This window comes from Campylobacter sp. RM6914, from assembly GCF_004803835.1.
Classification (GTDB): Bacteria; Campylobacterota; Campylobacteria; order Campylobacterales; family Campylobacteraceae; genus Campylobacter_A; species Campylobacter_A californiensis.
Map to the genome: position 1 here is coordinate 1,474,353 of NZ_CP012545.1, position 20,621 is coordinate 1,494,973.

Consider the following 20,621-nt stretch of genomic DNA (forward strand, 5'->3'; position numbering starts at 1 on the left):
ATTTAAGCTACTTTTAATTTTGGTAGTAAAAATGAAAAAAGAGCTGAAACAACGCAAACTAACGATATAGCGTAAAATGTATATGTTATAGTGTAAGTGTCGGCTATCTTGCCAAAAAACGGTGCGGTTATCCCGCCTATACTAACGGCAAGTCCTAGTGTAACACCGGAAGCTAGCCCTATGTGATTTGGTAAGTAACTCTGCGCTAAAACAACCATAGGGCTATATGACATACCCATAGCGGCTCCAAGCGGTATAATCACGGCAAGTGCCATATAAAAGTTGTCATTTATTGCAAATAAAAAGATCGAAAATAACAAAAAAGTAAATGCAGACTTGATAACCGTGTGGTATCCGTATCTATCAGCCAGCACCCCACCAAGAAGCGTACCCGCCGCAACAATAGCATAGTAAGTGCTTAGTATAACGCTCGCGCTTGAAGCGGAATTTCCAAATTTACTTATAAAAAACAGAGCCAAAAACGTGTTTATACCGTGAAAAACTATAGACCTACTCATGATCACAACACAAAGATAGCCAAACGCACTCCAGTCATCCTTACTCTCTTTTTGCACTATCTTTTTTGTTTTAATATATGTCCCAAGCTCGCTTATGCCCTTATAATGATATATAAATAACATAGCAAAGATAACTTGAGGCAACAAAAACCATATCATGCCTCTAAGCCCAAAAAAATAAACAACTAAAGATACGAATACCGGACCCAGTGTAAAACCTAAATTTCCGCCAAATGAAAATATACTAATATTAATCGCACGGTTATTATCGTTTGAGGCTTGGTTGATGATCTTTGCGGCTTGAGGATGAAACATCGCCATGCCTATACCGCTTATCGTTACAGCAAAACAAAGTAGATAAAAATTTGAGCTAAATCCAACACAAGACATACCGCCACCTGCTAGTATAAGCCCGATCAAAACTATATATGGGGTATTTTTCTTATCGTTTATATATCCAATAAACGGCTGGACAAACGAGCCTATGATATTTGCATACAAAACAAGCATGGCTGCGGTTGTGTAGTCATAGTTATAAGTAGCGATCAAAAATGGCAAAATAGCGCTTAATGCACCTTGATTAACATCAGAGCAAAAATGCCCAAAAGATATTAGGTATTTATAAATTTTGTTGTTTGTCATTTAATTTTGCCGAGAGTTAAATTTAAAGAGGGGCTTCTCCCTCTTTAAATTTAAAAAAGCTCCGAGATCTTATCCATCAGCTCTTTGCCGCTGTATTTTGCCGTTAGCTCAACTATCGCAGTGCCAATTATCGCACCATCGGCATAGCCTTTGACCTCATTTGCATCAACGCTATTTTTAACACCAAAACCAACTGCAACAGGCAGGTCGCTCTTTGACTTTAGCTCCTTTACCAACATTGCCAAACGCTCATTACTGGCACGTTTTGAGCCGCTTACTCCAATAGCGCCGATAGCGTAGATAAATCCAGATCCAGAAGTTAAAATTTTATCCGTTCTATAGGCTGAAGTTACGCTAATAAGAGGCACAAGCGCTATCTTATGAGCCGTGCAAAGTTTGAAAAATTCACCATTTTCCTCATAAGGCAGATCAGGCACGATAAGCCCGCTTACACCGTATTGCGCGCATGTTTTTACAAATTTTTCCATGCCGTATGAAAATATAAGATTAAAATATATCAAAAACACTATCGGCTTGTTAAATTCACCCTTGCACTCTTTTAAAATTTCAAACACGCTATCGGTATTTACGCCGTTTGCTGCTGTAGTAAAACTTGCCTCGGCTATAAGCTTGCCGTCTGCTAACGGATCCGAGTAAGGCACTCCAAGCTCAAGCAGATCAAGCGAACTTTTGTCATAATTTCGCAAAAATTCTTTCGTGTGTTCTATGCTTGGATATCCTGCGACGATATAGCCGATATTTGCCTTTTTGCCATTAAATGCTTCTCTTATCTTATCCATAAATTTTTCCTTTTTCATAACCCATTATCGTATCCATATCTTTATCGCCTCTGCCTGAAACGTTAACGACTATCGTCTTTTTAGACTCTAAACTTGGGCAAAGCTTTTCTAAATACGCCAAAGCATGCGAGCTTTCTATCGCAGGAATGATACCCTCAAGCCTTGTCGTAAGTCGCAATGCATTGACACACTCATCGTCAGTTATAGCGTAGTATTTTACACGCTTTATATCATGCAAATATGCGTGTTGCGGACCAACACCAGGGTAGTCAAGTCCTGCAGATATGCTATGAACCTCCTCTATCATGCCGTAAGCATCCTGAAGCACCATGGTTTTCATGCCGTGTATGATACCCTCACGACCGTTTGTAAGAGTTGCCGCATGATAAGGAGTGTTAGCACCAAGACCTCCTGCTTCTATGCCGATTAGTTCGGTGTCTTTATCATCTAAAAATTCGTTAAAAATTCCTATCGCGTTACTTCCTCCGCCAACACAAGCGATGATATAGTCAGCCTTTATGCCATAGTCTTTAAGCTGGGATCTAGTTTCACGCCCTATGATACTTTGAAAGTCGCGCACCATTTTTGGATAAGGATGTGGACCGACAGCCGAGCCTATAACGTAAAACACGCTTTCTATCTCATTTACCCATGCTTGTATCGCAGCCGTTGTCGCCTCTTTTAGCGTCTTTAGACCATCTTCTATGCTAACAACGTTTGCTCCAAGAAGCTGCATGCGGTAAGCATTCAGTTGCTGTCTAGCGATATCAACCGCACCCATATATACATCACACTCTAGCCCTAAAAGTGCCGCCGCAGTCGCACTAGCAACGCCGTGTTGTCCCGCCCCCGTTTCTGCTATGATCTTTTTCTTACCCATCTTTTTAGCAAGCAAAGCTTGTGCTAAAGCGTTGTTTATCTTATGCGCTCCTGTATGGTTTAAGTCTTCTCTTTTTAGATAAATTTTATGCCCATAATGCTCACTTAGGCGCTTTGCATAATAAAGCGGACTAGGACGTCCAACATAATTTTTAAGCAAGTCGTCTAGCTCTGCTTGAAATTGTGCGGTAGATGCGATACTTTCATACGCACTCTCTAGCTCATCAAGCGCAAACATCACGGTTTCAGGCACAAACTGACCGCCGAATTTTCCAAAATACGCCTTTTTATCCATATTTTTTATCCTTTATTCTATTTTCATTTTGTTATTTACTATAGCGGCTAGCACGGCTACCTTGCTTGGAATTTTTATAAATTTTTCATCTTCAAGCTTGCTATTTGCATCTATTACAAGTGGATGAAATTTTAACGCCGCGCATGCGTTGTTTTCATCTATCCCACCTGCTATACCAAAGCTAAACGGCTCTAAATTTTCAAGCTTTTGCCACTCAAAACTAACACCGTTTCCGCCTAAATTTCTTCCTTTGCAGTCATAAAGCACCATGTCGTTTGGTTCATTTGTTTTTGGAAGATCACCCTCTGAGACACTTAAAACACGCCAAACCTCAACATCTAAATTTTTTAGACCAAGATATAAACTTTGGCTTATTTCGCCATGAATTTGAGCCACATTAAGCATTGCAAATTCACAAAGCTCAACTATCTCGCTATCGCTTTGTCCCGCAAAAACACCTACACACTTCCTATCCCGCTCCCGCGCTAAGGCTGAAATTTCCTTTGCCGTATCAGGAGCTACTTGACGCACACTTTGTGCAAATATCACGCCTATATAATCAACATCAAATTCAAGCACATCAAGCGCTTCTTTGACGTTTTTAATACCACAAATTTTAAGACGTGTAGCGTTTAAAGAACTCATAGGCTTTCCCGCTTTCTATCGCTTCAAGCACGATCTCTTTGGCATCCATAGGTGTTTTAACCACGTCTGCCGCATATAGTGCAAACATTGCGTTTAGCACGACTATATCAAGCTTTGCGCCCTTTACTTCGCCTCGCAAAGTCGCTTTTAAAATTTCGGCGTTTTCTTCGCTTGTGCCACCCTCTATGTCGGCGTGAAACGCTCTTTTAAAGCCAAATTGCTCCGGTGTTATGCGGTATTCTAAAATTTTACCGTCTCTTACCTCATGAACTAACGTCTCATCGCAAAGTGTGATCTCATCCATGCCGTCCATACCGTGAACAACCAAGGCGTGTTTTCTACCAAGCTTTAAAAGAGTCTTTGCCATTAGTTCGTTCACCTCTTCAAGATAGTTGCCTACCATTTGAAATTTAAGTCCTAAATTCGGGTTTAAAAGCGGTCCTAGCATATTAAAGCAAGTGCCTATTTTCAGACGATCACGCACCTCTTTTACCTCAGCTGTTATTTTATGGAAAAACGCCGCATGGAAAAAGGCCAAATTTTCATTTCTGATCCTCTCGCGATTTTCATCTATACTTGCGCTTAGTTTTACACCTAGCGCGCTTAACGTATCGCTACTGCCGCTTTTGCTTGTTATGGCTTTATTGCCGTGTTTTGCAACCTTTACACCAAGACTAGCAAGTATAAACGCAACCGTAGTTGAAACATTTATAGTTTTTAACCTATCGCCTCCGGTACCAACTATATCAAACATATCGCTTGGGTCATTATAAGTTATGGAGTATTTTAGGATATTTTGCACCAAAGCCGCAACGCTTTCAGGATAAAGGCTCTTTTCGCTTATAAGCACAAGCAAGCCGGCCAGCTGAACAATGTCGTATTCTTTATCGTTTATAGCTTTGCAAATAACAGCGTAATCAGCCCCATCAAGCATCAGACCCTTTTGTAGTTTTATCATAAATGGTGCAAAATTTACCACTTCATTCTCCTTTATCATCTCTTTTTTGTTTATATTTAAAAAATTATCGATTATTTTTTTGCCATACTGTGAAAAATAGCTTTCAGGATGAAACTGAACACCGTATATTGGGCGATCTTTTACCTTTAAAGCCATCACTACGCCATCATCACTTACAGCCAAACACTCTAAATTTTCGCTAAGTTCATCGACATAAAGCGAGTGATAGCGCATGACGCTAAATTTTTGCGGAAGTCCCGTAAATAATGGCTCGGCATTTAAAATTTCAATATCTGAAGTCTTACCATGAAAAGGCTTTTCAAGACGCTTTATCACACCGCCAAAACATAGTCCGATCGCTTGATGACCCAGACAAATTCCAAGTATCGGCTGGGTTAGATCTGACTTTAAAATTTTTAGACAAATTCCACTATCTTTTGGGTGTTTTGGGCCCGGGCTTAAAATTATTTTTGTAGGATTTAGTGACTTTATCTCACCAAGAGTAATTTTATCGTTTCTAACACATAAAATTTCCTCATCGCTTAGATCCTCTAAATACTGTTTTACATTAAAAACAAAACTATCGTAATTATCAATTAAAAGTATCATCTTACCTCTTTGCAATTATCTCTAAAAACCCTAACGACACTGGCGCGTTTATGGCAAATTTCAGCGTATTCATTCTTTGGAGTAGAGTCATAAACTATACCAGCACCGGCTCCCACAAAAACATCTCTAAAGCCTTTTGTGTCGGTCTTTGCATTAAAAAATGCCGAGCGTATCAATATCGCCATTTGCACGTCACCGTTAAAATGTAAAAATCCTATACCGCCGCCATATATGCCTCTTTGAAGACCTTCAAGCTCAGATATGATCTGCATGGCACGAATTTTTGGCGTTCCACTAAGTGTTCCTGCAGGAAAAATACTTCTAATAACATCAAGCCACGAAAGGTTATCGCGGCAAATTCCATAAACCTCGCTTACGATATGCATAACACTCTCGTAATACTGAATATGCATTGGATTTTTTACAACTACGCTTCTTGGCTTTGCCACATGTCCGATATCGTTTCGCGCCAGATCTATTAACATCTTATGTTCGGCTAGCTCTTTTTCATCGCTTAAAAGATCGTTTTTTAACCTCTCGTCTTCATTTGCATCGCTTCCTCTTGGACGAGTTCCTGCTATCGGTGCAACGAAAATTTTTTTATCTCTCATTTCAAAAACAAGCTCAGGCGAAGAGCCTACGATATCGCCGTAAGGTGTGGGAAAATGAAACATATATGGGCTTGGATTAAGCGTGCTGAGTTTTTTATAAAACTCCACGCTATCTAAATTTGATGAGATTTTTAGCTGTTTTGCAAGAACAACTTGGAAAACATCGCCCGATCTTACATACTCTTTAGCTTTTTCAACAATATCTTCAAAATGTTTCTTTTCGGCATCTAAATCTGTTAAAATTTGAAATTTTGCCTCTTGATATTTACTCTCTAATGGCTTTAGCTCTTTTAAAAACTCGTAATAATCATTCTTATCGCCGTAAAATGTATAAATTTTACTCACTTTATCAAAATGTAAATAAGCATTTGCATTTGCGTAAAAAAACTCCGGAAATTCATATGCACACTCGCTAGGCTCGGCTATATCTTCAAAAAATTTAACACTTCCGTGAGCAAAAACACCAAAAAGACCCGCAAACGGAGCTTGGCTCTTTTGAAGATTTGCATTATAATATCCCACGAGTGCGTCTAAATCATAATTTTTAGCGTCAAAATATTCGCAGTCTATGCCGATTATCGCTTGAAATTTATCTTCTGCAAGGTAGCTTTTAGGGAATTTGTTTTTGATCTGTTCGTAGTAAAAAATCGGTTCATATAAGAGCATTTGATTTCCGTTATAAAATTTTACTTTCATTATAAATAAAAAAGCTTTGCATTTTTTAAAATTTAAAATTCTTTTTACATTTTAAACAAAATCAATACGCATTTTACACAACTTTAAATTCATTTTGATAAAATTCGAGTTTTATAAGGACTTACCATGCTATTTGCTCTTTTGTTGATTGTTGGCACATTTGTGGGCTTTATCTCGGGATTTTTCGGTATCGGAGGCGGGACTATCATAGTGCCTATCATGCTAGCTTTAGGCTATAACATCAAAACTGCTATAGGCATAAGCATAACGCAAATGTTAATGGGTGCTATCTTTGGCTCATACATGAACTATAAAGCCGGTCTTTTGCGTCTAAACAAAGGAATTTATCTAGGTCTTGGCGGCATGAGCGGGGCTAGTCTTAGCGGATATATCGTGGAGCTTGCACCTGAAATTTTACTAGAGAGTATCTTGCTTGCGACATTTGCTTTTTCTATTTTTAGACTTTATTTTACAACCGTCAGTGAAAATTCTTCACCAAATACTTCAAATTTATTGCTATTTTTAGTAGGTTTTTCAGTTGGAGCTATAGCAATTAGTATCGGTATCGGCGGAGCGGTTTTTATAACACCTATTTTGGTTGGATTTTTAGGGTATGAGATGAAAAAGGCGATTTCCATGGGCGTCTTTTTTGTTATGTTTGCTTCTATTTCGGGATTTATTTCTATGGCATACCATGGGCACGTGGAGTATGCAGAGGGCTTTACTTTGGGTATCGGTGCGCTTTTAGGAGTTTATTTTGGCACAAAAACAACTCACAAAACAGACAAAAAAGTTCTTAAAAAATGGTTCTTACTTCTTTATCTGGTCATGAGTTCGTTGATGATAAAAAAGATATTTTTTAGTTAAAATTCTCTAAAAAATACGCCTCGCTTAGCTTGTTGCTAAGCTTATTTAAAAACTCATCCGCATTTTTTAGAGCAAGCGAGGTTTTTATCTCTTCAAGGCTATTTTGACCATCAAATTTTAATGCCGCTTTAGCCTCGCTAGGAGTTAGCTCAACTTTTAAATTTAGCTCATTTGCAAGCAGTATCACAGGACTTGGCTCGTTTATAAAATACTCAAGATAACGTGCAACACAAGGTTTTATGCGAGTTTTACCCTTTTTGTATTTTACATGATGAAATTTCTTTGGCGCTATGCTAACATTTTGTGTGGCAAAAATTTCGATAAGTTGCGAATAAGTGCTTTGCAAATCCTGCTCTAACATATTTGATAGCTCTGACAAATTTAAACTTTGCGGATATGCGTTTTTTAATGCCTCATAAACTGCGTTACCGCTTTTATCGTCTCTTGAGTGAAGGATAAAATTTAATTTACTAAATTCATTCACGCCGATATCCATATCAAAGTCACTCCTGTCGCCTAAAATTTCACTCTTCATAACAAGACTTTTTCTAAACGAGCGATTAAGCATAAAATCCCTCATCTGCTCGCCCTCTATACGGCTTGGGTAGTTTTGCGAGATATGAGCGTCAAAGCGGTAAATCCCAAGACTGTTTCTAAAAATGTCATCAAGCCCTGCATCTATAAGATAGCAAAGCCCGCTCTTCTTAAGAGAAGCGGCAAATTTATAAAAATACATTGGGTCATTTGAAGTCTCTAAAAAATCATGCAAAACATAATAGTCATGTCCTTTTTTGATGATATTTTGCAAGAAATTTGCCTGAGTTAGTAAAAGCTGGGTACTATCTCTTAAGGTCGGATCATTTTGCGCTTGTAAATTTATCCTAAGATAATCACTTAAAAATTTAAGCTCTTTTTTTGCTTTTTCAAGTCTGCTTGTTTGATCTTTTTGAGTAGATGAAACAAATATCATATAATCACGCAAAATATCAAAACTCTTCCAACCCGGATAGACATTATATGAGATATAGGCTATGCCATTTTGGCTTAAAAGCTCGTGTATAAGGCGTAAGATAGCCTCTTTAACTTCATCGCAAACCCAGCTATAAAGCCCATGTGCGATAATATAGTCAAATTTGCCAAGCTTTTTCAACTTATCTTTGTCGATACTTAGGATATCTTTTTCGATAAGTTTAAAATTTTCAAGACCCATGCCTTTGGCTATCTCGTTACCGACTTTAACCTGAGTGCTTGAGATATCAATACCAACAACATCGGCTTGGCTGTTATGGACTGCAAATGGAAGGATATTGCCACCGTAAGCGCAACCAAGCTCAAGCACACGAGCGATATTTGCCTTTGGTGCATCTAAGCCTAAAAATTCAGCTACCGACTGAAGTCTTAACGGCGAGCAGTCTGCAAACGCAGCTGAAAAATAAGGGAATTCATCATAGTATTCTTTTACGTTTTGCATTTTTATCCTGGATTTATTGTTATTTATGCTTTTTGTAAAACATAAAGCATCTCTTTGACGTAAGTATCTCTTGCGCCCAAATTTCTACTACCTCTAAAGGCGTTATATCGTTGTTCTAAAATTTTTAGTTCGCCCATTTTGGCAAGATTATGGACAAAATTTTCTCTTGTTATAAAGCCCTCTGAGTTAAACGAGATAAGTACAAACCGCGCTTTTAGTGAATTTATAAGGTCAAAAAATGCTTCGGGCGCTTTTGTCTTTTGGTTGTAAACAGAGCGGTTCCAGTCTTGCGAGATACCGGATACTTTTGAAATTTCACTTGGTCTTTCGTTTTTAGCGATCAAATTTAGCATGAAGTAATTTGAACTATAAGGGTGCTGGTTATAAGGAGGATCAAGATATACAAGATCAAGCGTGTCAAGATCTGAAACAATGGCGTTTGCATCCTTTTGAAACACCGTATACGGCACACTAAAATTTGAAAAAACAGGCATTTTAAGCAAGATATCGCCGGTTATTCGTTTTAATGCGTTTTGCCCCTCTCCTCCGTATTGTCCTATGCCCTGTTTGTTTTTATAAAATCCCTTAAACACGCCGCTTGTATTTGCGCGGTTGCTAGCCTCATAAAGCAAGGGTGCGATAAAGAATTTTTGCATTTCACAAGGTAGATCATCGATCAAATTTCTAGCCGTATCGATAAATATCGCATTTTTTCTAGTGTAAAAGGCACGTTCGCCTTTTTGTATGTTTTTATCATCTTTTGGCGCATAAAGCTCTGTTATAAACCCTGGCTTTAGTTCCTTGTTTATACGCTTTACAAATGCTTGATATGATGCTTTTAAATGTGTCTTAAACTCTTCATCGGCATTGTATAGATAGCATTCGTTTGCTATACGCGAGTAAAGCTCGATGTCGTTTGCTATTATAAAATTTGAATGCTGTTTTAAAAACCTAGCCACTATGCCAGAGCCTGAAAACAGATCACCACAGCTAAGTTTATCTTTATCAAGCTTGCTCTTGGCATACTTTACGCCCTGCCCGATAAGCCCGAGCAAGGCGCGTTTGTTGCCAAGATATGTTAAAATTTGTTCTTTTAAAAAGGCGGGATTTTCAGCCATTTTTACGAGCAAATTCTTTCATAAAATCAACCAAAACTTTTACATCGTTTTGACTTACGGCATTGTAGATTGAAGCACGTATGCCACCTAAATGACGATGTCCTTTAAGCCCTAGCATGTTGTGTTTAAGTGCTTCTTCTACAAACAAAGGCTCAAGGGTGGCATCAGGAGTGATGTTATAGCTTACATTCATTACTGAACGATGCTCTTTTTGTGCGTGTCCTTTGTAAAAGCCACTAGATCCGTCAATCGCATCATAAAGCAACTTAGCCTTAGCGTCATTACGAGCTTTTATGCCTTCTAGTCCGCCATTATCCATTATCCACTGCATTGTTAAATTTAATAAATATATCGCAAATGTCGGCGGTGTATTATAAAGACTTTTTGCGTCCGCATGGGTTTTGTATCGTAAAAATGTCGGCACATTTTGACTACTTACGCGCTCTATCAAATCCTTTCTTATTATCACGATAGTTACACCACTAGGACCGGCATTTTTCTGTGCTCCGCCGTATAAGATACCAATATCACTAAAATCAAGTGGCTGCGAGAAGAAGTCACTACTTGCATCAACAACAAGCGGTGCTTTACTTTTTGGAAGTGCTTTATACTGAGTGCCATATATCGTGTTGTTTGAGCAGATATAAGTATAGTCTGCATCATCGCCAAATTTTATCTCGGGGATATAGCTAAATTTATCATCTTCGCTTGAAGCTGCGACACGGACATTTACACCCATTAGCTTTGCTTCTTTTATGGCCTTGTTTGTCCAAACGCCCGTGTTTGCATACTCACACACGCCGCCTTGACTTAAATTCATCGGTATCATAGCAAACTGCAAATGTGCTCCGCCTTGTAAAAATAGCACCTCATACTCATCGCCTATACCATAAAGCTTTTTAATCTTATCCATCGCGCCAAAATGCACCTCTTCATAGGTCTTTGAGCGATGTGAAATTTCCATAACAGAGTAACCCTCTCCTCTATAATCAACAAGCTCTGACTGCGCGTGTTCTAGCACGCTCAAAGGTAGTCCCGTAGGTCCTGCACTAAAATTTATCATTCTCATGTTTGCTCCTTAAATTTTGGCTGTTATCTATAAAATTTTTGCTTTTTTAATGGCGTTTTGTCCGACAAGTTCTACTTCGTCGCCCGCTTGCAACTCTTCAAGTATAGCATTTGTGTTATTTAAGCGCACTTGAATTAAGCCTTTTGTGCTCTCAAAAAAGCTCTGGCGTGCCTTATATGTAGCATTTAACTCATTTATCTTGCTCTCAAGCTTTAAAATTTTACCCCTTAAAAGCATATCAAGCTTTTGAGAACTTGCTAAAATTTGTGCTATTTTAAGATCAATTTTGACTTTTAGGGCATTCGTAGAAAGCTTTGCCATGATAAAATTTAGTCTATTTTCAAGCTTTGAAATTTTTTGTAGCATAACCGTATCAAGCGACTTTTCAACAGCGTCTAAATATTGTAGAATTTCATTTTCATCTGGCAAAATTTGCATCATAGCAGCTGTTGGGGTCGGTGCCCTAAAGTCAGCCACAAAGTCACTTATGACATAGTCTATCTCATGCCCTATCGCCGATATTACAGGCGTTTTAGCGTCAAATATCGCCCTAGCAAGACCCTCATCGTTAAAACACCACAAGTCTTCCCTACTACCGCCTCCGCGCGCCAATATAATCACATCAACGCCATATCCGTCAGCTTTTTTAAGCGCACTTATGAGCGAGGTTGGTGCATTTTGACCTTGAGTTAATGCATCAAATATAAAAATTTCAGTCAGCTTCCAGCGAGAATTAGCGACCTTTAGCATGTCTTGTAAAGCCGCAGAAGTTGCCGAAGTAACAAGTGCGACCTTACGAGGCATACGCATAAGTTGTTTTTTGCAAGACGCGTCAAAAAGCCCCTCTTTTGATAGCTTTTCTTGGAGTTGCTTAAACGCAAGTTCTAGCTCGCCCTCGCCGTCAGGACGCATGGATGAGGCGATAAGCTGATAGCTCCCGCTTGGTGTATAAAGCGAAATTTTACCGTAAATTTGCACCTTCATACCATCTTTAACGTCAAATTTAAGTTTGGCATTACTCATACGATACATTACGCACGAAATCGCCGCTCGCTCGTCCTTTAGTGCAAAATACCAATGCCCAGAGCCATGCTTTGTAAGACGCGAAATTTCACCGACTACTTCAACATACTCAAAATGCGTCTCAAGCAAAGCCTTAGCTTGTTCGTTTAACTCAGATACGCTTAGCATTTTGCACCGTTAAAATTTATTAAATCTTTGGCATAAATTTTTAGTGTATTCATAAATTTTTGAACGTTAATTACAATGTGTTTTTTCTTAAGCGTAGTAGATTTTAAAATTTTAAAATCAACCGCAGGCACAAGAAAAGACCAAGCGGTCATTAGCGCACTTTCTTTGCGATAAATAGCGTTGAGATATCCATACTAAAACCGCGACACACCTCAACTTCAAATCCCGCTTCATAAAGCTCATCACAAAAAGTCTTTGCGTCTAAGAAATTCTCTATCGAGCTTGGCAGGTATTCGTAAGCCTCTTTGTTTTTAGAGATAACTCCGCCTATACGAGGTAAAATTTTACTAAGATAAAAGTCCCTTATCGATGTTATAAGACCTTTTTTACTGCGTTTTGTAAATTCAAGCACAACCACATAACCGCCTGGTTTTAAAACACGGTTAAACTCACGTAGTGCAGCCTTGCGCTCTACTACGTTTCTTATGCCATAACTTATACTTAAAATTTGAGCAAATTCATCACCTAAAGTCGTGTTATCCGCATAAGCTTCGATAAATTTAAAATCCGGAAATTTAAGTCTTGCAGCATCAAGCATGCCACTTGAAGGGTCAACCCCCACAAGCTCGTCTATATGAACTCCAAATTCACGTGCCATACTCTTCCAAATACCCATCATATCGCCTGTTCCACACGCTACGTCTACGATATTTATACTTTGTGCGCGAAATTTTTCAAGCATGTATCTGCAAGCAAATTTACGCCAGCTAACATCTATGCCAAGACTCAAAACACGATTTGCCAAGTCATAAGTAGGCGCTATCTCATTGAACATTTGAACTATTTTTTGTTGTTTTTCCATAAATTTTAAGACCTTTTTAAATGTAATAATACTTTAATTTTCGTGAAATTTTACATGTTTTTTCGACAAATTTTACCCTTTTTTGCAAAATTTCTTCTCTTAGTTTATAAATTTGTTTATAAATTTTTGACTGTAGTTTTTTCACTCTTTGGCTTGGCGGCATTTTGTCTAAAATTTCAAGCCATATATCGCGATCTTGAAGCGAGCCAAAAAGCTCTTGTATAAATTTAAGACGACTTTCGTATTTTTTAAAATTCCCGACATAAAGAGTGTTTGAAAAATACTCCATAGCATATCTTAAACGCTTAAGTTCGATCCTGATCTTATGAAATTTTTCGTTTGCACTTTTTTCATTTAGGGCCATGATCTTGCGCTCAAATGCCACAAGTTCTCTTCGTATATGATATGACGCGACTGTTTTTAGATCAAGCTTGGCTTTTGGACCGTTATAAAAGTCGCTTTCTTCTTTTAAGAACAACTCCCAATCATCTAAAAATTCATAATTTTTAACATCGCTTAGAAATTTTTTTATCTCTTCGCTCTCTTTTTCATTGGCTTTACTTATAAAATACACTATCTCATCAACATTTTTTTGAGAGCTCAAAAAGTCCAAAAATACATCAAAATCACGTTTTAGGTTTGTAGAATTTGCCAAAATTTTAAATTTATCACTAAAAATTTCAGTCGTTTTTTGGTCAAAAATATCACTAAACATACGAAGCAAAGAGCGAGTTTTACGTAAATTTACGCGAAACTGATGAAGCACCTCCTCATCAAATGTCAAAAGATACTCATCTTTGTATTTTTTGATATTATTTAAAATTTTAAAAAACAAAACTCTAAACGCCTCTTTGCTGTCCATGTTAGGCGGAAATTTAAGCTCGACATCGCTATTTTCCAAAACATTAAAGATATTGTTTATACTAAAATTTACATTTGGATCGCCGCATATCGCAAGATTTTTATTTTTATATTTTGCATCACATGTAACATCGCTGTGTATAAAATTTGAAAAAAATTCAGGCAGCTTATAAAAAACGGCAGTTTGCTCATCTTTAAATTCAACCTCAAACGTGCAAAGTCCGTTTAGTTCAGCGTTAAAAATGTCGATATTGCAGGAGTTATTGTTTAGCTTAAAGAGATAACGATCTTTTTGTATAAGTGTGCCGATGCGATTTTTAAGAGCCTCTTTAAACTCTTTTTTGTCGCACTCGCACTCGTTTTCTTCGCGTATAAGTCCTTTGCCGATTTTAATGGTTTTTATAAATTTACCATCTTCGCTTCGGTATCTTATCTCTTCGTTTTTTGTGATTTTTATGTAAAATTGCAAAATTTCAAGGTGCTTAAATTTCAAACCTTCTTTTTCTAAGAAACTAATAATTTCAGCATCATGAAGCAAAAATTTACGCTCTATCTCTAAACCCATCAATGCCCCCTGAAATTTTTTATATATTTTATCAGGTTATGGCTTAAAATGCGAAAGAAAGCGCCTTTTATCTACAATGTTTACAGCTTTTTACACTCGCTACTATGTTTAATCTCTCTATGATATTGCAAAGTTTTTGCTCTAATTTCTCTTGGTATTTTCCAAGCTCAGAGTCTTCGTAGCTTACATCTTCAACATTTCCGCAACCCTCGCAAACAACGTGTATATGCGGATGCTCGTAGATGTCGTATCTTGGTTTTTGATTTACGATATTAACCTCGACAACAAGACCTTCATCTTTTAAGGTATTTAAATTTTTATAAACGGTTGCCAGCGAGATCGATGGGTTTTCTTTTAAAATTTCCTCATAAAGTTCATCGATAGTCGGGTGTGTGTGACGATCAAGTATCTTTAAAACACTCAATCTTTGCGGTGTCACTTTTAGTCCAGAGTGTTTTAACATTGATATATACTGCATATTATTTCCTATTTTTTAGAGAATAATACTACATTTACTTTTAAAAATGGCTTTATTATCTAATATTAATTATCTAATAATAATTTTTGAGCTATTTGTTCTGCACTTATACCAAGATAGTTTTCAACTTCTGCGGTATTACCGTGTGGAATAAAAGCGTCATTATACTCGAAACTTGCTATAGATACGTCATAAATTCTATTGTCTTGCAAAAATGCGCTTAAAATTTCACCTACTCCGCCTTTTTTGGCGCTATCGCTAATGATATACCATTTTTTGCAGCTCTTACTAAGCTCCAAAAGCATCTCTTTATCAAGCGGCTTTACAAATACCAAATCAACAAGACTCACATCAAGGCTATCCTTGAGTAAATTTCTTACACTAAGACCCTTTGCAACAGCATTACCGTAACAAATTATCGCCGTGTCAGCGCTTCCTTTGATTAAAATTTCGCCTTTGCCAAGCCTAAAATCCTTTGCCTCAAATTCATCATTTAAACCAAAAGCTCCACGAGGATAGCGAAAAGCGCTAACTCCTTTGTAACGATAGGCAAATTCCATGGCTTTTTTCATGCTAGTTTCGCAACGTGGGGCAAACATCACGACATTTGGGATAGCGTTTAAAAAGCTTATATCAAAAGCACCCTGATGTGTCTCTCCGTCTTCTCCGACTATGCCAGCTCTATCCATAGCAAATGTGATATTTAATTTTTGTATACAAGCATCATGTATAAGCTGGTCGTATGCGCGCTGCATAAAAGTAGAGTAGATAGCAACGAACGGTTTAAAGCCCTCTTTTGCCATCGCCGACATTGAAGTTACCGCGTGTTGTTCAGCGATCGCCACATCCCAAAAACGCTCTGGAAATTTTTCTATCAAAGCGTCTAGCCCCGTGCCTGTTGGCATGGCTGCTGTTACACCGACGATGTCGCTATGCTCTCCAGCCATCTTTAAAAGATGTTCGCTAAATATTGCCGTGGCTGACTTGTTTGACTGTTTTTTTATAAATTCCCCGCTCTTTAGGTCAAATGGACCAACTCCATGCCAACCGGCAAGATAACCCTCTGCATACTCGTATCCTTTGCCCTTTAAAGTCTGAACATGCACGATAACAGGCTTTCTCATCGCTTTTGCTGTTTCAAAAGTGCTTAGAAGCGAAGAGAGATCATGCCCGTTTACCGGACCTATATACTCAAGTCCTAACTCTTCAAAAAACATACCAGGAGTGATAAGTCTTATGCCCTCTTCCATCCTGCGCGCCATGTAAGCGGCACCGTCTGGCATATACTCTAAAAATTTCTCGACTCTGCCTTTAAATTTTTGGTAAAACTGTCCAGCCATCATCTGGCTTAAATACTTGCTAAGCGCGCCGATGGGTTTACTTATGCTCATTTCATTATCGTTTAGCACGATAACACATGGGTATTTTCGGTCGCCTAACTCATTTAACGCCTCATACGCCATACCTCCGCTAAGCGAACCGTCACCGATAATAGCAACAGGTATGCGGTCTTCATTCTTTAGTTTTATTGCCTTTGCTGCGCCCACGGCTAGCGATATAGATGTAGAGCTGTGCCCCGCGATAAAGTAGTCAAATTTACTCTCACTGGGCTTTGTATATCCGCTTACGCCTCCAAATTTACGCAAGGTATCAAACTGATCCCAGCGTCCGGTTAGTAGCTTGTGCGCGTAACTTTGATGGCTTACGTCAAATATAAAAGGATCTTTTTTGACATCAAAAATATAATGCATAGCTACGATGATCTCGACTGCGCCGATATTAGAGCTTAAGTGTCCGCCGTTTTTGCTTACGGTTTGTAAAATTTTATCTCTAAGCTTATGGCAAAGCTCGTTTAGTTCTTCTAAATTTAATCTTTTAATATCCAAATTTTGCACTTACTCACCAACCAACATTTTTAACTTTTCAATCCTAGTTTCGATAGTCGCGTCAATGTTTCCAACCTCACTAATAATCACAACCCCACCCTTGCTAATAGCATCATCGGGAATGATTTTGATATTTTCTTTTGCACTAAAGTGCGACTTTAGATACTGAGCGTCGTCCGGATGAACTCGAATTTGGATATTTTTTGCATCGCTTAAATCACGCACCAAAGAGCTTGAGATATTTGTAGCTATGAGTGCCGAATTTGATGAAATTTCTTTTGCGACTATCTCTTTTGCTATTAAAGTAGCAGCATCGGTAAGTTCAGTCTCGCTCTTTTTTAAAAATTCTTCAAATTTATCATATTCGTCATCAAGTTTTGCAATAGATGATGTAAATCTAGCTTCAAGCTCAGCGATCTTAGCTTCATATGATGTGCTTGCTTGAGCTAAACCTTCGTTTCTGCCATCCTCTTTTGCGCGTAAAATTTCACTCTCAAGCCTTTTAGCAAATTCACTTTCTTGGTTTTCTATTTGCATTTGAAGCTTGATGATGTTTCCACTAAGTTCGTCAGTTTTTTTAAGCAATTCTTCAACAAAATTTACATCAAAACCTGCTTGAGGCTGGTTTAAACTTTGCTGTGGTTGTTGGAACTGGCTTTGCCCAGGCTGGATAGGATCAGACTCTTGCGTCTGTGCAACCTGGCTTTGCGGAGTAGCATACTCCACAGCAGGCTCGTCAGAAACCATTAACATCTCTTCGCTGTATTCGTTACCTCTGCTGTCATTACCCAGTACCTTAAAGCGGTAGTTCTCAACAAAATGCGTTGATGCATTTTCGTTTGTTATGACGCTACTTTTCATTTTCTACTCTATCATCTCGTCTGCTTCACCGACTTGGAATACTCCCTGCTCGGCTAGAGCTTGAACTGCTTCTACTATGCGACGCTGCGCCTCTTCGACATCCTTAACACGAACGGCTCCAAGATAGCTCATCTCCTCTTTAAACGCTTCAGATGCACGCTGCGACATGTTGCCAAGGAATTTATCTCTAAGAGCCTCACTTGAGCCCTTAAAGGCAACCATAAGGTCTTTTTTATCAACATTTTTAAGAATTTCTCTAATGGCGGTATCATTAAGCGTGATAATATCTTCGAAAGTAAACATAAGCTCTTTGATTGTAGTTGCAAGCTTTTGATCGTTTTGTTCGATCCTCTCGATAGTTGTTTTGCTAGCTTTTTGGCCAAGGCGGTTAAGCACCTCTGCAACGGCTCTTGGACCGCCGACTTCGACTTTGTATGAGGTAAGACTTTCAAGTTTACCTTCAAGGACGGTAGAAACACGTTTGATAACAGACGGGCTGATATCGCCTAAATTTGCCATCCTAATCACAACTTCCCCTCTAAGCTCATCGCTAAAAAACGAAAGCGTTTCCGCCGCACTCGTAGAGTCCATGTGAGCCAGGATTAGCGCGATAGTTTGCGGGTGTTCTTTGATGATAAAGTCGGCTAGTTGCTGAGGCTTGATCTTACTAAGATAGCCAAAGCTTTTTGTATTTTCCATACTTTTTGCTAGTTTATCAAGGATCTTTTGCGCCACTTCGGCTCCAAAAGTTCGATATAAAATTTCTTTTGCGTATTCTAAACCACCGCTTCTCATGTATTGATTTGACTGCATGAGAGCATAAAATTCTTCCAAGATAGCAGCAGCTACTTGCTTGTCTATGTTTCTTGCGGTTGCGATATACCCCGATATATCAGTGATAACATCAACATCCATATGAGAAAATATAAGGCTCGTCGCCTCCTCACCAAGCTGAATAAGAAAAATAGCAATCTTTTCAGGCATAGAAAGGTCATCATATATCATCTTTTGTTGTTCGGTTAATTTTACTGACACTAAATCTCCTTGCGGACGTTAAAGTCACTATCGTTTCTAACTAGCTCTTGAAGCAACGACGCTATCTCTTCGTTTCTATCAATCACCATATTTCTTATCTTTTCAAGAAGCACATCATATCTAAGCTCATCCTCATTAAAGTCACCACTAAGACCAAGTTGCTCCTCAACCTTTCGTCTTGCCGCTTTAAATTTCTCAAGCGTATCTTCCGCATCTGTCTCGATCTCTTCAAGCTGATCTTGCAACATTTGAGGATCGTCTTCTTTTGTCTCTTCAAGCATTTTTTGCATAAAGACGACGATGACCTTTTTATAAAACACATAAAGTAGCAGCACGACAAAAAGATATTTAAATATCGGCATAAACGGCATGATATAATTTTGCATAAAGCCGTTTACTCGTTGGTCTGTGCTTAAATTATCTTTAAATTTAAATTCAAAATTATCAAGCGTGACCTCATCACCTCTTTGCTGATTATATCCAATAGCTTGTTTGATCAAATTTGTTATAGACTCTTTTTGTGCAGGCGTAAGCTCGATAAATTCTATCTCACCGGTATCTTTACCGTTTTCATCTTTTTTGCCTTGATACTTACCGTCAACAACGACTGCAGCACTAACTCTAACAATACTTGCAAACTGACCTTTTATGTTTGTAACTTTTTTTGAAACTTCGTAGTTTGTTTGTTGTGAGCTTTTATTGTATTGCTCTCTTATGTTGCCATCTTCAAGACCTTGAACCGGGCCTATATTACTAACGGCACCCGGTACTCCCTGGATCTCATTTGGAGAGGTTCCTTGACGTTTTTCTTCGATATTGCTTTCGCTTCTAACCACGTTGTTTGGGTCATAAACTTCACTCAAGCTATCTTTTTTATCAAAGTCAAATTCTATATTTACCTTTGCAACAACACGCTCACTACCTCCTACTATCGGAGAAAGAACATTCATGATCTTTTGCTCGTAGTTATTTTCAAATTCTCGCTTATATCTTATCTGCTGAGCGATCATCTCACTATCAAATTCGCCATCCTCTTCGCCAAGAGCTATGCCGTCTTGATTTACGATCTTGACATTTTCTATATTTAAATTTGTAACTGCGGCTGCGACTAAATTTTTAATACCAAAAATTTGCTTTGAATTTAGACTTATACCCTGCTTTAGCTCAACAACGATCGAAGCCGTCGGAGGTGCTTGGCGTTCGGTAAATACCGTCTCTTTGGGTATCGCGATACGCACGGTTGCTTTTTGTATAGTTGAAAGGCTTTCTATTGTTCTAGCAAGCTCTCCCTCTAGTGCACGTTGAAATTTCACGCGCTGTTCGGCATCGGTCGAGCCAAATTCTTGTTTGTCAAATATCTCAAAACCTATCTTGCTATCTTTTGGAATTCCAAGTGTCGCAACCGCGATACGTTCTCTATAAACATCCGCAGTAGGAACAAGGATAGTGCCTTCGTTTGCAAGCTTGTATTTTACTCCGTCTTTATTTAGTTGATCAACTATCAAGGCGGAGTCATTTGGGCTTATGTTTTCAAAAAGCACACTATAGCCTGCGTACGTATCGCCTCGCATATCTTTGTATATACTTAAAAAAACTAAAAATCCCACAACAACGACAACCGAGCTTGCCGCTACTATCCTCTGCTTTAGTGTTAGCTTTTGGTAAATTTGACTTATTTGCTGAAGTAATGCCCGAAAATCCATA

Annotated in this window: 19 protein-coding genes; 1 reads left to right on the forward strand and 18 read right to left on the reverse strand. The window is 38.4% G+C overall.

Annotation, left to right across the window (positions count from 1 at the left end; genetic code table 11):
- Positions 1 to 2: 2 nt before the first annotated feature.
- The 6 genes from CCAL_RS07635 to CCAL_RS07660 are packed head-to-tail and all read right to left on the reverse strand — an operon-like array spanning position 3 to position 6,623.
- A complete protein-coding gene (locus CCAL_RS07635; RefSeq protein WP_170015794.1) occupies positions 3 to 1,160 on the reverse strand; it encodes an MFS transporter in 1,158 nt (385 codons plus the stop codon).
- 50 nt (positions 1,161 to 1,210) lie between these two features.
- Positions 1,211 to 1,960 carry a tryptophan synthase subunit alpha gene (trpA, locus tag CCAL_RS07640; RefSeq protein WP_169936663.1) on the reverse strand — a complete coding sequence of 250 codons (750 nt, stop codon included), beginning with the start codon at positions 1,958 to 1,960 and terminating at the stop codon, positions 1,211 to 1,213.
- Positions 1,953 to 3,134, reverse strand: a complete 1,182-nt coding sequence (trpB, locus tag CCAL_RS07645) for a tryptophan synthase subunit beta (RefSeq protein WP_170015796.1) — start codon at positions 3,132 to 3,134, stop codon at positions 1,953 to 1,955. Before trpB ends, trpA begins: the two co-directional genes overlap by 8 nt.
- A 12-nt stretch (positions 3,135 to 3,146) precedes the next feature.
- On the reverse strand, positions 3,147 to 3,779 hold the full coding sequence (locus CCAL_RS07650; RefSeq protein WP_169936667.1) for a phosphoribosylanthranilate isomerase: 633 nt from the start codon (positions 3,777 to 3,779) through the stop codon (positions 3,147 to 3,149).
- On the reverse strand, positions 3,751 to 5,346 hold the full coding sequence (gene trpD, locus CCAL_RS07655; RefSeq protein WP_170015798.1) for an anthranilate phosphoribosyltransferase: 1,596 nt from the start codon (positions 5,344 to 5,346) through the stop codon (positions 3,751 to 3,753). Before trpD ends, CCAL_RS07650 begins: the two co-directional genes overlap by 29 nt.
- Positions 5,343 to 6,623: an anthranilate synthase component I family protein gene (locus tag CCAL_RS07660; protein WP_170015977.1), complete on the reverse strand. Its 1,281-nt coding sequence runs from the start codon at positions 6,621 to 6,623 to the stop codon at positions 5,343 to 5,345. The genes trpD and CCAL_RS07660 overlap by 4 nt, the downstream gene beginning before the upstream one ends.
- Before the next feature lie 156 nt (positions 6,624 to 6,779).
- On the opposite strand from CCAL_RS07660, the gene CCAL_RS07665 reads away from it, so the two are divergent.
- The gene (locus CCAL_RS07665; protein WP_169936671.1) at positions 6,780 to 7,520 is read left to right on the forward strand and encodes a sulfite exporter TauE/SafE family protein; all 741 of its coding nucleotides are present in this window, start codon (positions 6,780 to 6,782) and stop codon (positions 7,518 to 7,520) included.
- On the opposite strand, the gene CCAL_RS07670 is transcribed toward CCAL_RS07665, so the two are convergent.
- The 12 genes from CCAL_RS07670 to fliF form a co-directional block, all read right to left on the reverse strand.
- On the reverse strand, positions 7,513 to 8,991 hold the full coding sequence (locus tag CCAL_RS07670; RefSeq protein WP_170015800.1) for a class I SAM-dependent methyltransferase: 1,479 nt from the start codon (positions 8,989 to 8,991) through the stop codon (positions 7,513 to 7,515). The two genes, CCAL_RS07665 and CCAL_RS07670, sit on opposite strands and share 8 nt — an antisense overlap.
- Positions 8,992 to 9,014: 23 nt before the next feature.
- Positions 9,015 to 10,109 carry a DNA adenine methylase gene (locus CCAL_RS07675; protein ID WP_169936675.1) on the reverse strand — a complete coding sequence of 365 codons (1,095 nt, stop codon included), beginning with the start codon at positions 10,107 to 10,109 and terminating at the stop codon, positions 9,015 to 9,017.
- Positions 10,102 to 11,178, reverse strand: a complete 1,077-nt coding sequence (serC, locus tag CCAL_RS07680) for a phosphoserine transaminase (protein ID WP_170015802.1) — start codon at positions 11,176 to 11,178, stop codon at positions 10,102 to 10,104. Before serC ends, CCAL_RS07675 begins: the two co-directional genes overlap by 8 nt.
- A gap of 27 nt (positions 11,179 to 11,205) precedes the next feature.
- Complete coding sequence (xseA, locus tag CCAL_RS07685; protein WP_170015804.1) at positions 11,206 to 12,369, reverse strand: exodeoxyribonuclease VII large subunit; 1,164 nt, start codon at positions 12,367 to 12,369, stop codon at positions 11,206 to 11,208.
- Positions 12,363 to 12,521: a hypothetical protein gene (locus CCAL_RS09280; RefSeq protein ID WP_169936681.1), complete on the reverse strand. Its 159-nt coding sequence runs from the start codon at positions 12,519 to 12,521 to the stop codon at positions 12,363 to 12,365. The genes xseA and CCAL_RS09280 overlap by 7 nt, the downstream gene beginning before the upstream one ends.
- Entirely contained in the window at positions 12,521 to 13,231 is a 711-nt protein-coding gene (gene ubiE, locus CCAL_RS07690; RefSeq protein WP_169936683.1) for a bifunctional demethylmenaquinone methyltransferase/2-methoxy-6-polyprenyl-1,4-benzoquinol methylase UbiE, read from the reverse strand. The genes CCAL_RS09280 and ubiE overlap by 1 nt, the downstream gene beginning before the upstream one ends.
- 16 nt (positions 13,232 to 13,247) lie before the next feature.
- Positions 13,248 to 14,657: a CYTH and CHAD domain-containing protein gene (locus CCAL_RS07695; protein WP_170015806.1), complete on the reverse strand. Its 1,410-nt coding sequence runs from the start codon at positions 14,655 to 14,657 to the stop codon at positions 13,248 to 13,250.
- Positions 14,658 to 14,724: 67 nt separating this feature from the next.
- Positions 14,725 to 15,135 (reverse strand): Fur family transcriptional regulator, encoded by a 411-nt coding sequence (locus CCAL_RS07700; protein ID WP_169999872.1) that lies wholly within the window; start codon positions 15,133 to 15,135, stop codon positions 14,725 to 14,727.
- Positions 15,136 to 15,200: 65 nt separating this feature from the next.
- Positions 15,201 to 17,021, reverse strand: a complete 1,821-nt coding sequence (dxs, locus tag CCAL_RS07705; RefSeq protein WP_169936689.1) for a 1-deoxy-D-xylulose-5-phosphate synthase — start codon at positions 17,019 to 17,021, stop codon at positions 15,201 to 15,203.
- A gap of 9 nt (positions 17,022 to 17,030) precedes the next feature.
- Positions 17,031 to 17,882 carry a flagellar assembly protein FliH gene (fliH, locus tag CCAL_RS07710; protein WP_170015808.1) on the reverse strand — a complete coding sequence of 284 codons (852 nt, stop codon included), beginning with the start codon at positions 17,880 to 17,882 and terminating at the stop codon, positions 17,031 to 17,033.
- Positions 17,883 to 17,885: 3 nt separating this feature from the next.
- Positions 17,886 to 18,887: a flagellar motor switch protein FliG gene (gene fliG, locus CCAL_RS07715; RefSeq protein WP_194239021.1), complete on the reverse strand. Its 1,002-nt coding sequence runs from the start codon at positions 18,885 to 18,887 to the stop codon at positions 17,886 to 17,888.
- Between the two features lie 29 nt (positions 18,888 to 18,916).
- Positions 18,917 to 20,620: a flagellar basal-body MS-ring/collar protein FliF gene (gene fliF / locus CCAL_RS07720; protein WP_170015809.1), complete on the reverse strand. Its 1,704-nt coding sequence runs from the start codon at positions 20,618 to 20,620 to the stop codon at positions 18,917 to 18,919.
- Position 20,621 lies beyond the last annotated feature (1 nt).

Bases quoted from the DNA above. Each gene is read 5' to 3' on its own strand.
- trpD (WP_170015798.1), bottom strand. From the start codon at position 5,346: ATGATACTTTTAATTGATAATTACGATAGTTTTGTTTTTAATGTAAAA.
- CCAL_RS07660 (WP_170015977.1), bottom strand. From the start codon at position 6,623: ATGCTCTTATATGAACCGATTTTTTACTACGAACAGATCAAAAACAAA.
- CCAL_RS07635 (WP_170015794.1), bottom strand. From the start codon at position 1,160: ATGACAAACAACAAAATTTATAAATACCTAATATCTTTTGGGCATTTT.
- fliG (WP_194239021.1), bottom strand. From the start codon at position 18,887: ATGATATATGATGACCTTTCTATGCCTGAAAAGATTGCTATTTTTCTT.
- CCAL_RS07670 (WP_170015800.1), bottom strand. From the start codon at position 8,991: ATGCAAAACGTAAAAGAATACTATGATGAATTCCCTTATTTTTCAGCT.
- xseA (WP_170015804.1), bottom strand. From the start codon at position 12,369: ATGCTAAGCGTATCTGAGTTAAACGAACAAGCTAAGGCTTTGCTTGAG.
- fliF (WP_170015809.1), bottom strand. From the start codon at position 20,620: ATGGATTTTCGGGCATTACTTCAGCAAATAAGTCAAATTTACCAAAAG.
- trpB (WP_170015796.1), bottom strand. From the start codon at position 3,134: ATGGATAAAAAGGCGTATTTTGGAAAATTCGGCGGTCAGTTTGTGCCT.
- fliH (WP_170015808.1), bottom strand. From the start codon at position 17,882: ATGAAAAGTAGCGTCATAACAAACGAAAATGCATCAACGCATTTTGTT.
- CCAL_RS07650 (WP_169936667.1), bottom strand. From the start codon at position 3,779: ATGAGTTCTTTAAACGCTACACGTCTTAAAATTTGTGGTATTAAAAAC.
- CCAL_RS07675 (WP_169936675.1), bottom strand. From the start codon at position 10,109: ATGGCTGAAAATCCCGCCTTTTTAAAAGAACAAATTTTAACATATCTT.
- trpA (WP_169936663.1), bottom strand. From the start codon at position 1,960: ATGGATAAGATAAGAGAAGCATTTAATGGCAAAAAGGCAAATATCGGC.
- CCAL_RS07665 (WP_169936671.1), top strand. From the start codon at position 6,780: ATGCTATTTGCTCTTTTGTTGATTGTTGGCACATTTGTGGGCTTTATC.
- serC (WP_170015802.1), bottom strand. From the start codon at position 11,178: ATGAGAATGATAAATTTTAGTGCAGGACCTACGGGACTACCTTTGAGC.
- ubiE (WP_169936683.1), bottom strand. From the start codon at position 13,231: ATGGAAAAACAACAAAAAATAGTTCAAATGTTCAATGAGATAGCGCCT.
- CCAL_RS07700 (WP_169999872.1), bottom strand. From the start codon at position 15,135: ATGCAGTATATATCAATGTTAAAACACTCTGGACTAAAAGTGACACCG.
- CCAL_RS07695 (WP_170015806.1), bottom strand. From the start codon at position 14,657: ATGGGTTTAGAGATAGAGCGTAAATTTTTGCTTCATGATGCTGAAATT.
- CCAL_RS09280 (WP_169936681.1), bottom strand. From the start codon at position 12,521: ATGACCGCTTGGTCTTTTCTTGTGCCTGCGGTTGATTTTAAAATTTTA.